At 41.1% G+C, this 14,777-nt stretch carries 9 protein-coding genes; 6 read left to right on the forward strand and 3 right to left on the reverse strand.

What is annotated here, in order from left to right; genetic code table 11:
* Positions 1–2: 2 nt before the first annotated feature.
* From FNH22_RS11885 to FNH22_RS11895, 3 genes are all read right to left on the reverse strand, one after another.
* Entirely contained in the window at positions 3–3,059 is a 3,057-nt protein-coding gene (locus FNH22_RS11885) for a class I SAM-dependent DNA methyltransferase (protein WP_143398595.1), read from the reverse strand.
* 13 nt (positions 3,060–3,072) lie between these two features.
* A complete protein-coding gene (locus FNH22_RS11890) occupies positions 3,073–3,810 on the reverse strand; it encodes a helix-turn-helix domain-containing protein (RefSeq protein ID WP_143398596.1) in 738 nt (245 codons plus the stop codon).
* 71 nt (positions 3,811–3,881) lie between these two features.
* Positions 3,882–4,076 carry a helix-turn-helix transcriptional regulator gene (locus FNH22_RS11895; protein WP_143398597.1) on the reverse strand — a complete coding sequence of 65 codons (195 nt, stop codon included), beginning with the start codon at positions 4,074–4,076 and terminating at the stop codon, positions 3,882–3,884.
* A gap of 161 nt (positions 4,077–4,237) precedes the next feature.
* Here FNH22_RS11895 and FNH22_RS11900 point away from each other — a divergent pair, with 161 nt between their 5' ends.
* The 6 genes from FNH22_RS11900 (at position 4,238) to FNH22_RS11925 (ending at position 14,281) form a co-directional block, all read left to right on the forward strand.
* Positions 4,238–4,435: a hypothetical protein gene (locus tag FNH22_RS11900; protein WP_143398598.1), complete on the forward strand. Its 198-nt coding sequence runs from the start codon at positions 4,238–4,240 to the stop codon at positions 4,433–4,435.
* A 207-nt stretch (positions 4,436–4,642) separates the two neighbouring features.
* Complete coding sequence (locus FNH22_RS11905; protein ID WP_143398599.1) at positions 4,643–7,582, forward strand: hypothetical protein; 2,940 nt, start codon at positions 4,643–4,645, stop codon at positions 7,580–7,582.
* Between the two features lie 3 nt (positions 7,583–7,585).
* Positions 7,586–9,808 carry a glycoside hydrolase family 3 C-terminal domain-containing protein gene (locus tag FNH22_RS11910; protein WP_143398600.1) on the forward strand — a complete coding sequence of 741 codons (2,223 nt, stop codon included), beginning with the start codon at positions 7,586–7,588 and terminating at the stop codon, positions 9,806–9,808.
* Between the two features lie 83 nt (positions 9,809–9,891).
* Positions 9,892–12,651 (forward strand): family 16 glycoside hydrolase, encoded by a 2,760-nt coding sequence (locus FNH22_RS11915; protein ID WP_185154194.1) that lies wholly within the window; start codon positions 9,892–9,894, stop codon positions 12,649–12,651.
* Positions 12,652–12,656: 5 nt separating this feature from the next.
* Positions 12,657–13,610, forward strand: a complete 954-nt coding sequence (locus FNH22_RS11920) for a ThuA domain-containing protein (RefSeq protein ID WP_143398602.1) — start codon at positions 12,657–12,659, stop codon at positions 13,608–13,610.
* An 8-nt stretch (positions 13,611–13,618) separates the two neighbouring features.
* Entirely contained in the window at positions 13,619–14,281 is a 663-nt protein-coding gene (locus tag FNH22_RS11925) for a sulfatase-like hydrolase/transferase (protein ID WP_143398603.1), read from the forward strand.
* The last annotated feature ends 496 nt before the right edge of the window (positions 14,282–14,777 follow it).

A 14,777-nucleotide genomic window follows, 5' to 3' on the forward strand; every position in this document is an offset into this window, starting at 1 on the left:
TTTTATGAATTAGAGACCTCTAATATGATTTCATCTGCATCGCTTAATGCAAGTGACTTAGACCAAAAACGTCTCTCATTCGGCTTGATAATGTAAATTGTATCTCCCTTGTAATACCTAACTGTCTTCCGGTAATAAAGGCTTTCAGAGAATTGGTCGTAAGTATATTTTTCAATTTGGGCTAAAAGCTCTTCAATTTTGGCTTCTGAGAATTCATTCTTTACACTATTCGGAGCTTCTTTTGAATTCAAATGAATAGATACCAAATTCAGCGGAGTTCGTAATGGAATGTTATAAATAGTAGCCCAACCTCTAAGGTTTGAACTTTGTTTTAGTAGGTTGTTTATTTCGCCACAAATTATTTCTGCATATTGTTTATGACCATGTTTGGTGCAAGTCTTTCTAGCCTCTGAGTTTTCTCCTTTATTAAATAAATCAAGGCTACTAGAAAGTACATTTTCTATCAAAGCAATTTGCTCTTTGTCAAACTCTGAGGCCTTGAAAATTAATTTATCGATTTCCTTTTCTATAATTAAAATGTGCTCATCAACTCCAAGGAACTCATTCTTTTTGGAGTTAACTATTTCATCAAATTTCTCTATAATTTTCTTTTGCCATGACTCGTTAAAATCAAAGACAAACGCTGGAAGTTTCATCCATTCATTGGACATGATTTTCTCTCTTTCTACACCCCATGAAGATGATGTTAGAAACAAATAGTAAGAAGCAAGAGATGAATTTAAGAATGCGGTAAGTAGTTTGAGTAAATGGGACTCACCATTAATTCCATAGACTGCGTCTCGATATGAGCAGTCATAGTCAAGATATGAAGCACAAAATCTTTTTTTCGATTGTCCTTTTTTGATAAGAACATGGGGAGCTAAATAGGCTCTTTTTGCACCTCTTCTCCTAAACAGTTTAATGTCAATATTTGTAGTGCTTGATTCAGGTGTAAAATATCTTTCAATGCGACTTGCATGTATATGTGGTACTTGGGAAATCTCCGAGTCTGGTTTATCCGCGGGGTGAGAAGTTTCAAACCCAACCCCCATATTCCATCCATGATTTTCTTTTTCTATTAGAATATCGCCTATCGATTTGTGTTTATCAAGCAAGTTGATAAACCGAAAGTCACGGTCAGTCCCCCACATGGCGGTCTTCCAAATTTTGGTGTTTGGTTTATTGCATTCAATTCTTGGAAGATATTTGATGTCCGTCTGATCAATGGCAATTCCATCTATGATACTGTTTTTGATGGCTGTTTTTGGTGCACAATATAACAGCAGATCTGAATAATCCTTTGGCTTATGCTTTTGATAGAATATTACGCAAGCAGGCCCAACGGCAGAAGCAAAAAGGTTCCCACCATATTTCCGACTTGTTTTACGAAGAATGGAAAAGTTATAGATTTCTTCGACGTAGTTCTCATTGAACAGAAATTGTCTGAAATTTTGATAGGTACTCAACGTATTAAACAGAACTGGTTTTACAGCAGCCACCAATGCAATCTTTCCATTTGGACATAAATATGAGACTCTGTCGAGAAATGCCACCACCATTTCTTGTGGATAATTCCTTTGATCATTATAGTCTTTTGTCTCTTTGTCTAGTTTACCTTCTTTGAATGGAGGATTTCCTACGATAAGGTCAAATTTGATCTCTTCAAATGGCCCATTGCCAAGGCTACTCATTCGAAACAGGTTATGGCCTTGAGTGCTATCGTCCTCGTTTTTGGGGTCATAAATTAAGTATGGGAAAGCTTTTTCTTTCCAAAGTGTTTTGGGTTCGAGGTTGTCTAACATTGCCAGATATAGACTGAAAGCCGCTACCTTTATTGCTTCTTTATTGAGTTCTATCCCGAAAATGTTATTCCTTACAAGTTCGATCAGTATCTCAAAACTTATTTTTTCAGAGGGATTGTTTTGCTTCCACCTATCAACTAATCGCTTAAACGCTTCGACTAAAAAGATTCCCGAACCACATGTTGGATCAAGTACTTTGATATTGTAATTATTAGCCTTTTTGTTTGTGCTGCCCCAAGGCAAAACCTTATTCAATATAAAGTCAACTAAAGTATGAGGAGTGTAATAAGCTCCATCTTTTGCTTTTTGATCTTCCCCTTCTTCTTTTAACAAAAAATCCTCATAGATTTCGCTTATAAGTTCGATCGGTATGTATTTGAAATCAAAGGTCTTCCAATCAAAAAGTTTTTGTTGACCATGGAGTTCGATTTTATCCCAAAAACACTCTCTTATAGTTTGCAGATGGGCAAGATTAATCAAATCCAATTCATCTTGGGTAACTGGACAAAGGTTACCGTTGAAAGAACTTTCCAATACAGCGAAGAGTCTGTATGTCGCTGAAATGTCTTTTTCTAAAATATCATAATAACCTATTGATTCTGGGAGGATATTTTGATAAAACTCATCATTCGTAGCGCCTCTATCTTCAAGATAAAGCAGAAAGAGTGACCGAAGAAGAAGGTCATGAATAATGCTATAATCAATTCCATATTCCTTATGCAGGACTTTTCGAGTGTGTTTAAGGTTTTCAATCAGCACCTGATTAATTCTGCTTTGATTCGTAAGCTTCTTAGCGTATTTATTTTTCTTCCAGAATTGACCTGTCTCAATTGATACTTTACCAAATACATTCCTAAGTTCTTCTAAATCCTTTAGATTGGATTTAGTGGCATTAAAAAGAAGGGCATCATCTATATGAGCATTATTATTATTTGGATTTATAGGTTCATAGTAACAATTGTAAATACGTATTTCGTTTGGGCTGTTTACATAAAGGAAAGGCACTTTTCCTTGGTTCCAGATCTTGCGATGTGTTTCTCGTATTTCGACAAGTATAGGTTCTTGGAAACTTTGAACTTCTTTAAAATATATTGAGGGGAATTCCCCTGAGAAATAGACCAAATCAATACCGAAATCTTTTTCTCTTATTTCTTTTACTAAGTGCTGGCTGTATGGGGATAGATTATCATGGGTGTCGTTAATATTAACAACTCCATGGTTAAAGTCAAGGAAATCGGTTATGGAATTAATGGCCACTTAGTGTATTGTTTCAGTTTTTAACCAGATTTTCTATTTTGTTGTCAATGACTTCAAGCTTTTCAAATATATCCTCAATAACATGTGAGTGATAATCATCTGGAAAGCCAATGAAGGAATAAAAACTCCATATTTCCATAATCTCATCTTTGTTAATTGAATATGGAGGATACGATAAATTGTCTGAAATCAATATCAATTCGGTTAGTGATTTGATATTTTTTTTAATTCGCTTAAAAACAATGCCCTCATTCATAGTGATTAGGATATAACGTCTATTATTGACTATTTCAGTAAATGATTCAACATATTTACCAATTACAATGAAACCATCATTAATAGGAGGCATTGAGTTCCCCTTTATTTCAAAAGCCCTGTATGTGCCAGTAGGAAGGTTTGGAAAATGGAATTTGGGAAGAGTTTTAATAAACTCTGGGTCGCTATAACCATCAAGGTACCCAGCCTTTGCCTTTTCCGGTATCAATTCGATATTCTCATTATTTACAGCGTCTACCGTGACAGCCAGAACTTTCAATCCTTGATTGGATGATTTATTACCATTGCCATTTATCAATTGATCTAAAGTAATGTTGAAATATTCTGAAAAACGCTTAAGAGTTTCAATGTTCGGTTCAGAGGCACCCGTTTCATAATCTGCCAAAGTTGACCTATTGATACCAATCTCGTTAGCCAATTGCTTCTGCGACATCTTATGAAGCCCTCTCAGTTTTTTTAAGGTTTGTCTTATCATTGTCGGTATTTAAGACAATTGTCGTTAATTCAGACAAACTTAATATTTCCTCTCGATTTTTCATAACTGAATTAGCCTTTTGTTGGAACCAAAAGTTCCCTAACATCCACATCCAAAACCTCCGCAATACTTCTTAATACAGGTACACTTGGTTGAGCATTGTTATTACAGTAGTTAGTAACTACTACATAACTCTTCCCAATCTTCTCAGCAAGCCAAGTTTGCGTTCTTCCTTGCTCCTTAAGCACCTCTTTTATCCTATTCATAATATTGTATGATACACAAGTTTATCAATAAACAATACAGAAAAATATAGCATTCTGATATCTTCTTTTTGAATATGTTAAAATACAATACAAAAATGTATTGTGAAATATTATAATTTGATATGTATTTGTATTGAATTATAATATAAAACTCGATTGTTATGATCAGAAGATACACCAAAGCCGATTTAGAAGAAATCGTTTCCGTTCAACTGGAAAACCTCAATGCCATGCATGACCTTTTGAGCATCATGAAACATCAAAATGAACTATTGAATGGTGCCAACAAGAAATTGAAAGATGAAATCACAGATTTTAAGCAGAAGTTATATCCAACCCGAAAGCGAAAAATCAAATAAAAATCTCTTGTGCGTGGGAGAAATTACCACCGACCTTTCTTAGGGCTATTGTAGCTAACTGAAAGATATCTCTATGTAAGGGAATGTCTTTTTAGTGTCAGTCGTCAGGGCAAAGGTGTGCACATCGAATTATAAGGACAATCGACAGAGGATGGATATCTTGTGTAAAAATCTTTTGGATCAACAGTGTAACCCAAAAATGACGCAATGAAGTACTTATTCCCTATAAAAAGGGTCATACATACAGCCTGGTTTTTAATGTTATTGGTTGGTCAGTCATGTCAAAACCAAGCGCCAAATGTTCAATTAATTGGTTTTGAATTCGATCAGAAAAGCCCTTCAGCCCATGGTCTCAATAAAATACTTCTGGCACTTGCTTCAAAAGAGGTAGCCATAGAGGAACACCCTGAACCAGTCAATGTTGAACCTGCTTATTACATTTTTGCAGGTTTGGCATCTCAGGAAAACAAGGCTACTCAATTGCTGAAGGAGATAAGCCAACCCTTGCCCGAGGGAAAAGAGGCCCTGCTCATCAAAAAGACCACTTATAATGAAAAACCTGCTCTAATACTATGCGGTTCGGATGAAGTAGGGCTTATGTATGCCGCACTGGATGTTGCCAAACGAATATCCTGGAGCGATCATAACGCTGACATTTTCGAGTATGTGAAGGATGCCTCCGAAACACCAGACGTGAAGGAACGCGCGGTATCTGCCGGGACGTTTCATCGCAACTACTTCGAACAGCGACTTTACGATAGCCTCTATTGGGAAAAGTATTTTGACATGATGGCTGAAAATCGTCTGAATCAGTTCTTGTTGATTTTTGGTTATAAAAACAACCAATACCGGGAGCCCAATTTTACCGCTCCTGTTTACCCCAATTTCTTTAATGTAGATGAGTTTCCCTATGTTAAAATGTCGAATATGACGATGGAGAAACAGCAGAAAAATACCAGGGCATTAAAAAAAATTATTGCTTTAGCGCATTCCAGGGGGATCGAATTTGGTGTGGGATTGTGGGATCAGATTGATCGTGATCGTCGGTATCGTGAGATGGTGAAAGCGGATTCGGATATCCCTGCAGGCCTGCCGGCTAACATCATTTGGGGGCTTACTAAGGAAAACCTGATCCCTTACACCAAAATTGCGATGCGAAAATTCTTCCGGACTTTTCCGGAAATCGATCTGGTTCAATTTCGGATGCATTGGGAATCTGGTATTTCAGGTGAGGTTGCTTCAGCGTTTTGGAAAGAAACGTTTAATATCATCAAGGAAGAGATCCCTGATTCAAAAATTGAAGCCCGGGCAAAAGATGTTCCTGACGAGACATTATTTGATGGTGTGGATACAGGAATGGATTTTAGAGTGGCCACCAAACACTGGATGGAACAAATGGGCATGCCTTATCATCCAACTCATATTAACAGGGACAATCAATTCGATCGGCGACACGGCTATGCGGACATGCTTCGCTACCCAAAAAAGTATGGATTTAAGTGGCGTGTCTGGAGCGGTGGCACCACGAGGCTCTTTTTGTGGGGGGATCCTCAGTGGGTGCGGCTTTTCTCAGAAGGCTCCCACTTGTATGATGCTGCCGGTTTTGAGTTCAATGAGCCGCTTTATTTCAAGATGAATGGCAGCAAGCATGACGCTCAGGTTTCCGAGCTCCTAAATCCCGGTTACAAGTACTACACCTACGAATTTGAACGGTACTGGCATTACTATCAGCTAATGGGAAGAGTAGCTTATAATGCAAATACTCCTTCTGACTTATGGGAGATGGAATTTGCGAACCGGTTTGGAGAGGAAGCCGGGCCGTTGCTGATGGACGGTTTGCATGAAGCCAGTAAAATACTCCCGAAAATCGTTACCGCCAGTTACTTGTACCCACGTTTTATGAGTCCTCAGGGATGGCCGGAACTGCAGCGCATGGAAGACCTGAAGCACTTTGCAAAGCATTCCAGACCTTCCGATATCCAGCAGTTCACTTCACCCAAAGAAGAGGCAGAACAGATCTTAAACGGAAAATTCCCGGTCAGAAGAAATGCAAGTCAGGTGAGTGATTGGTTCTTGCAGACTTCACAAAGTATCCTTTCGCGTGTGAAACGTGCAGAAGAATTGGTGGGAGACAAACAAACAAAAGAGTTTGTTTCGACCATCACAGACCTTAAAATGCTTGCTCATTTGGCTTCATATCATTCCCACAGATTGAAGGCTGCCGTCTATTATAATCTATACACAAAAACAGGCGATTTAACCTCATTTGACAAAGCACTGGCGTTGGAAGAACAAGCGGTCGAGGAGTACGGAAATTTGGTAGCGTCTGCTGGCAACATATACAACAGCCAACTGGATTTTGGATCCAATAAAGCGCTTTTCCCCGGGCACTGGCGTAATGAACATCAGCGACTGGTGGATGAGCTGGAAAGTATCAAGGAAGACCGAAAGACGATACAGGATAGCATAGGTCTCAAAAGACTGTTCGTACATGTGCCTGTACAACGGGGTTTACCCGATGAGTCAATGGAGATTTCAGCCACTATCATTTCGAAAAAATCCATTAAATCTGCCAGAGTGATGGTGGCCACAGAAGGGGAAGAGTTCAGGTCTGTTGAAATGAGCGTCTCTCATGGTATTGGTTTTGCTGAAATCGCTAACTCAGGCCCTGAAGGCATACTGAAGTACTACATTGAAATCGATGAAGGGTCTGGCGGGAAAACCTATTTACCCAAAGGCGGAACTAAATCAGCCTATCAAGTGATCATAAGCGATGACAATGAGGCGCCGGTTGTTGATTTGGATCGTATCACTACTGCCAAACCGAATGAGAAACTTAAGGTGTCTGCCAAAGTCACGGATGGTTCAGGGCTAAAACGTGTAAGCCTTCGATACCGAAGGTTGTCCCAATTCGAAGATTACCAATCCGCTCAGATGACCTATGAGGCCGGCTCAGGTAAGTATGAGGCTGATATCCCATCAGAGTTTTTTGATGGTAAGTATGACGTGATGTACTTCATAGAGGTGATGGATTCAAAGGGTAATGGTAGAATGTATCCTGATATGGAAACAGAGAGGCCTTATGTGGTTGTTCACCTCGATAGACAAGGGAAATTTCCCACTGGTCAGTTGAGTTCAGAAAAATAGCGAATGATGAGAAAACTGGTCATAATAGTTGTTAGTAGTCTCTGTATAGTTCTACCGGGCACCGCACAATTGTATAAGGATGCATCTGTATCTCCTGAGGATCGCACCGAGGATCTCTTAAGCCGGATGACTTTGGAAGAGAAAGTAACACAACTCGTAGGAATAGGGGTAGGAGAAGGAGAGTTTGGAGATGTCACCGCTGGAATTTTTGGTACAGCAGGGAACGAACGTCTGGGCATCCCCCGATTAGTAATGGGTCATGGTATCACAGGGGTACGATCGGGAAGGGATCGAACAATAAACTCAACCTACATGATGGCACCAATTGGTATTGCCGCATCATGGAATACTGATTTGTATGCAAGGGCAAGCGCTGCTGTGGCACAGGAAATGAAGGCGTTGAACCAGGATCTCAATCTTGGCACCACGCTGAATATTATCCGTCATCCCTTAGGAGGAAGAAATTGGGAGTGCTTTTCGGAAGACCCTTATCTCACTGCGCGTTTAGGCGTAACTCATGTGAAGACCATGCAGGAAAATGGTATTATCTGTGGGCCAAAACATTTTGTAGCCAATAATCAGGAGCGGCACAGATTTGATATTAATAATGAAGTGGATGAGCGCACGATGAGAGAGATCTACCTGCCGGCTTTTAAGGCTGCTGTCATCGAGGGTGGGGCGTTGAATATTATGGGGGCGTATAACCGGTTAAATGGCACATTTATGTGCGAGAATAAATGGTTGTTGACCAATGTTTTGAGAAATGAATGGGGCTTTAAAGGATTTGTATTGTCCGACTTTGGCAATGGAGTTCAATCAACGGTACCCGCGGCACTTTCCGGAATGAATATAGAAATGCATGCACCAAAGTTCTATGGAGGGAAGATGGTCGATGCAGTGGAGGCAGGCGGGTTAGAGGAATCAGTGGTGGATCAACTTCTTCGTGAAAAACTATTCGTAATGTTCAAAATGGGACTTTTCGACAAGGGGCCGGTGGTGTCCAGGGATATTGTTCATAGTGATCCGCACAAGAAGATAGCGCTCGAAGTAGCCAGAGGGGCCGCTGTACTTTTAAAAAATGAAGAGGCAACACTGCCATTAGATCGAACTAAAATAAAAAAACTGGCGGTGATCGGGCCGAATGCAAAAAGATCAAAAGGCCACCCGGACTTCTATTACATGCAGGGGGGAGGTAGCGGTCGCACTTTTCATTTTCAAGATGCAATAAATAACCCGGTGGATGAGATCGCAGCATTAGCACCACAAACGGACATCGTCTATGCCCGGGGGTGTACCGTTTCCAGCAAAAAAAGGGAAAGGGGGGTTGATAAAAAAACCGAGGTTTTGGAGAGGATTAAAGCCGATGAAGTACAAGACAAACTGCTGATTGCAGAGGCAGTTGAGGTGGCCAAAAGTACCGATGCAGTAGTCATAATTGTTGGTTTGCACGGTGGTTTGGAAACCGAAGGTTGGGATCGGGAACATGCGAACTTACCCGGTACTCAGGTTGAATTGGTGAAGCAGGTAGCGGCGGTAAATCCTAATACCGTAGTCGTACTTACAGGAGGTAGTTTTATTGATGTCAGCGATTGGATCGATGATGTTAAAGGCGTGATTTATCACTTCTATTGCGGAGAGAAAATTGGTCAGGCGATGGCCGAAGTATTGTTTGGTGATGTAAACCCAAGTGGGAAATTACCTTTTAGTTTCCCTAAATCGGTAGCTCAATATCCCGAAGGGAGCATTCTTACTCATCCTGAAGGCTACTCGAAAAGCAATGTGAGCAACCTATATTCCGAAGGGATCTTTGTGGGCTATCGATACTTCGATAAACAGGAGGAAGAAATGCGTTTTCCATTCGGATATGGTCTGAGCTACACCGATTTTTCCTACAGAAAGTTAAAAATCCGGAAAAACGAAAAGGGCGCAATGGTTAGTGTTATTATCAAAAACACCGGACCTGTGTCGGGTGATGAAATTGTGCAGCTCTATGTAAGCGACAAAGAATCAAGCGCTTCCAGGCCAATGCGGGAGTTGAAGGGTTTCAAACGCGTTTCATTGAAGCCCGGTGAATCCAAAAAAGTGGAATTCAGTTTGGACAAAGAAGCGTTCGCATTCTGGTCGCCCATTTCAAAGAAGTGGATAGTAGAGCCAGGTGAGTTTGGAATTGAGATCGGAGCTAGTTCAAGGGACTTGAAATTAGCGGAAATCATAACGTTCGAATGATGAATACGATTGAAACACAATAGCCCGATATAAATTAAAGGGACCGGATTAGGCACATAAATAGAATGATAACTGATGTTAATATGAAACACTGTCTGATCGTAATAATAATATTTATTTCTTCTTTTTCGTATGCTCAAACGAGCGGCCCATCCTGGGTTAAAGAAAAATTAGTGGAAAGCGGTGTATTCAATAGCCCGTTTTTTGAATTCACAAAGGCTTATGATACTGAGAAGGAGAACGAAAATATTTCAGGAGTTCTCATAAAGGGCCTGGATTATATGGGAAACCCCACCAAATATTTTGCATGGTATGGGGTGCCAGCATCACTTGAGGAAGGACAAAAGGCGCCCGCCGTAGTTTGTGTGCATGGTGGAGGGGGTACAGCCTTTGAAAAGTGGGTGCAAAAATGGAATGACCGCGGCTACATTGCCATTTCTATGTCTTTGGAGGGAAACGTACCGGGGGCAAGAGATGAAAATAACCAATGGCCTACCTTCGGGTTTTCCGGCCCCAGGCGTGATGGGTTTTTTAGAGATGCAGATAAGGACTTAAAAGATCAATGGTTCTACCATGCGGTGGCCGATGTGATCATGGCCAATAGTCTGCTCAGGAACCCTGATTTTACCAATCAGGTAGATACTGATCATATTGGAATTACCGGGATATCATGGGGGGGTATTCTCACCACTGTGATTACCGGCATAGATAATCGTTTTGACTTTGCCATCCCTGTTTATGGATGCGGCTACTTGCAAGAGGCCCCTCTTTATGCTGCACAACTCTCCGCAAATACACGTGACGAGCAGGAGTTTTATCTGGAGAATTGGGAACCCTCGCTATATGTGCCGTTTCAATCAATGCCCACGCTCTACGTGAACGGGACGAACGATAAGCATTTTAGTATGAATTCTTTTACAAAGACCTATAGGGCATCAGCCAATGAAAAATACTTACGCATAGCGTCCGGTATGCGCCATGGTCATAGGGCAGGATGGGAACCCGAAGACATCTATCAGTTTGCTGATTACATCACAGGATCAGGAGATAAAAGGCTTGAGTTTACCTCGCAAAATCTTGAAAACAACAATACGCTTTCATTTAATTATGAATATGATGGAAGTCTGAGTAGCGCCTGGTTGTACTACACCGTTGATACCGCTGACTGGTCTGGGAAGGGATATGAATGGATTGAAACACAGGCCAATCTTTCAAGTACTTCCAAATCGATATCTGTCAGCCTGCCTGTAGAAGCCCAGGCATATTTCATCAATGCAGTAAGTGCCGAAAGTCTTGTTTTTTCATCTCCGATGGTAGTAGTTGGGCAAAATAACCTGACTGAAGGTGAGGCAATCACTAAATCATTAACAGATACCAGACCCTTCAATTTTCCCGGCGGAAGGATCGCTTTATCACACGATGGAAATAATTATGACAAAGATGATTTTCTGGCAGTTGCCATGAATTGCGCAATTTTGGACGCGTCAGGGTTCAAATCCAAACTTGTCCACTTTGACCATTCCTGTCATATAGGGAAAAACCTTCCTGAGAGATATAGTGAAATGCTCGAAAGCATTGAAGGAGGGGCAAGCCGCTTTTCCATTGATGCGAACAAAATCTTCGATTCTCAGAAACAGCTAGATGAACTCATAGCCAACTTTAAAAAAGAAGGAGATAAATCCTCAGCGGATAATCCACTTTGGTTCTGTATTGCTGGACCTATGGAAGTGCCTTGGCAGTGCATAAATGCTGTAGAGCCATCCAAGAGAAAATACATTCACTGCATCTCTCATGGACCGTGGAACAACGAGCACACTTTTCCTCCACAGATGACACACACTTGGGAAGATGTCAAAAAGCTAGGAGTAACCACGCACGACCTCCCGAATCAAAACAAAACTGGCTGGAACACCGAAATAGGTAATATCTCATGGATGGAGAACTCGATAAATGATGACCTAAGATGGTTATACAGCAGAAACGCAAAACCCACTTTTGATACCTCAGATTCAGGGATGCTATGGTGGGTGTTAACGGGAGCGACCAACGGAGGTAATGAAGATGCAGGGTGGTTGGATTATAAGCCCTTATTAGAATCCAGATATACTGATGGGTTTCAAACCATATTTAATGGTAAAAACTTTGAGGGGTGGTACCTGAAGTTGAGAAATGGAGACGAGGAGATGGCCAAAAACGTCTTTGCCATAGATGATGGAGCGGTACATGTTTTTAAGGATTTTCCGGACAGTCTTAATTTGAATACAGGTGAAAATGAAACCCACGGTCTTTTTTATTCCAAAAAGAAATACAGCAAATACATCCTCCGGTTTGAATACAAATGGGGCGAAAAAATCACCAATAACTTCGATAAATGGCAATACGATGCGGGAGTGTATTACCACGTCGTTGATGATAAGATCTGGCCTACAGGAATCGAATACCAGATCCGGTTTGATCATACCAAAAACAGAAATCACACAGGAGACCTGATCAGGCCAGCAGGAACCAAATACAAATGGTATCAGGATGATGAAACGAACACGTACCTACACCCTAACGATGGAGGCAAGCTGGATACCGGAAAAGGTTGGCTGCATTTTGCTTCCCCTACCACCAATTATCAAGACGTGAATGACAAATGGAACCAATGTGAGATCATCGTCATGGGGCATGAATATGCCATTCATAAGTTAAATGGCGAGGTAGTGAATATGGCTTTTGATCTTTCACCCGGAGAAGGGATTGTCGGATTTCAATCAGAAACCGCGGAAATCTATTATCGAAATATCAGGATCAGGGAATTGGATGAAATTATTCCTGCCGAAGAATTTTTAAAGCATTAAGAGGCATGAAAAAAAGCCCTATCATTCTATCAACTATAGCCATCCTATTTATTAGACTGAACTGTGATCACAAAATTGTCGAAGCTTCGGATAGCGCGGGAGCCATGAAAGAGGTCAGTAAAGACGAAATCAGGCTGCTTATCGTTGATGGTTTTTCAAATCATGATTGGCAGTTGACCACCCAATTCATCGTGAAGATCTTGAACGAATACGATGACATTAAAACCGATATCACTACTTCCCCTGATCATTTGGTTCCAAGCGAGACATTGCAAAAATGGAATCCTGACTTTTCGGTGTATGATGTGGTTTTACTCAACTGCAATGACCTGAAAAACCCGGTGAGGTGGAGCGACAGAGTACGTAGTGGATTGGAGAATTTCGTAGCTCGGGGAGGCGGTTTATACATTTTTCATTCGGCTAACAATGCCTTTGAAGACTGGGAAGCATACAATAAGATGATTGGTATGGGCTGGAGGAAAAAGGGCTTTGGGAAAGCCATTCTCATTGACGATAACGAACAAATGAAAGTGGTGGAAACAGGAGATGGAGAAGATACAAGCCATGGAAAACGAGTGGACGCCTTGGTAACCCGAATAGGAGACCATCCGATTCAAAAGGGATTGCCCCGAAGCTGGGTATTTGCTGATGTAGAAATTTACACCTATGCCCGGGGGCCTGCTGAAAACCTCACCGTCCTTAGTTATGCCAAAGACGAAAAATACCAACTCAACTTCCCTATTGAATGGACGGTGAAATATGGGGAAGGAAATGTTTACAATTCCTCCTTAGGTCACCAATGGATAAACCAGGAAGAACCAACAGGACTGAAGTGCGCGGCTTTTCAAACAGAGATGGTAAGGGCTATCCAATGGCTTGCCGGAAGGGAAATAGATCAAAGTGTTCCTGAAGATTTTCCCGGAACAGAAACCACTTCATTAAGAGACAACATAAAGTGAGGAAATCTATGATGAAAATATGCCTATCCGTTTCCTTACTTCTTTTTGTAGGGTCTTTTGGCTATGCTCAAACGAACTCAGAAGCCAGCCAGAAACCTAATATTGTCATCATTTACACGGATGATCAGGGGTATGGAGATGTTGCAGCCCTCAATCCGGAGGCGAAATTCAAGACGCCCAACATGGATCAAATTGTTAACGAAGGTGCCACTTTCACTGATGGTCATAGCAGTGATGCGGTGTGTACGCCATCCCGATATTCTTTACTTACAGGCAGATACAGCTGGAGAACTTCCTTAAAGAAAGGAGTGCTTAGAGCTGACGGACCATGTTTGATCGAAAAAGGTAGAACCACGATTGCTTCGCTATTACGAGAAAACGGATACAACACAGCCATGGTAGGGAAGTGGAAACTCAATATGCTTCGGGGCTCTGGAGGTTCACTGCAGCCGACTTTCATCGAGCCACAAGCCGGAGAAGCACCGTTCGAGCTTTACAATTTGGAAGACGATCCCGGAGAAACGACAAACCTCTATTTCCAACATCCCGGCATTGTGGATCGATTGAAAGTAAGAATAACTGAGATAGTGGAGAACGGAAGATCTACTCCGGGTGTGCCACAAGGTTTTGTGAAAGAAAACTGGAATCAGCTCACCTGGATGAAATTTTAAACTATTGAAATTTTCTACCATAGTGGTGCTCTGCCTCATTCACAAAACTTCCTGATTTATTGTGATTTAAACTCTCATCACGAAGTTCTAAATGCATAAAAGGGTTTAACAATCGCCACACTAACTGAAAACTCTACACAGTGGGTATGGAGGGATCAAGTATGATAGAAGGCTAAGCGTTTTCCCCTTCTTCTTTACGGGCCAATAAGCCAAGAGTGACCGATGCTAAAGTTGAAATGTTGAGGACGAAATGCACAGGTGTGTCCTTAAAATATAGCTATAATACAATAAAAAAGTAATGTGTAATCCACTAACTTCTGGTTGCAAAGAGATTTATTCACAATAAGTAGTCATTGGAAATCTTATTTATTGATCACAAACAAGCCCATTTTAGTTGATCCACCGATGATATAAACTGGATGAAACGAGCCATAAATAACTCAATAGCACTTAGGCGGAGAGCACATTAGTCGTTCTGCCGAAAAGTAAAATCCGC

The organism is Fulvivirga sp. M361 (assembly GCF_007097395.1).
Taxonomy (GTDB): domain Bacteria; phylum Bacteroidota; class Bacteroidia; order Cytophagales; family Cyclobacteriaceae; genus Fulvivirga.

What these genes read in the sequence shown, in the direction of transcription:
- FNH22_RS11890 (WP_143398596.1), bottom strand. Translation starts at nt 3,810, where the DNA reads ATGATAAGACAAACCTTAAAAAAACTGAGAGGGCTTCATAAGATGTCG.
- FNH22_RS11895 (WP_143398597.1), bottom strand. Translation starts at nt 4,076, where the DNA reads ATGAATAGGATAAAAGAGGTGCTTAAGGAGCAAGGAAGAACGCAAACT.
- FNH22_RS11900 (WP_143398598.1), top strand. Translation starts at nt 4,238, where the DNA reads ATGATCAGAAGATACACCAAAGCCGATTTAGAAGAAATCGTTTCCGTT.
- FNH22_RS11905 (WP_143398599.1), top strand. Translation starts at nt 4,643, where the DNA reads ATGAAGTACTTATTCCCTATAAAAAGGGTCATACATACAGCCTGGTTT.
- FNH22_RS11910 (WP_143398600.1), top strand. Translation starts at nt 7,586, where the DNA reads ATGATGAGAAAACTGGTCATAATAGTTGTTAGTAGTCTCTGTATAGTT.
- FNH22_RS11915 (WP_185154194.1), top strand. Translation starts at nt 9,892, where the DNA reads ATGAAACACTGTCTGATCGTAATAATAATATTTATTTCTTCTTTTTCG.
- FNH22_RS11920 (WP_143398602.1), top strand. Translation starts at nt 12,657, where the DNA reads ATGAAAAAAAGCCCTATCATTCTATCAACTATAGCCATCCTATTTATT.
- FNH22_RS11925 (WP_143398603.1), top strand. Translation starts at nt 13,619, where the DNA reads ATGATGAAAATATGCCTATCCGTTTCCTTACTTCTTTTTGTAGGGTCT.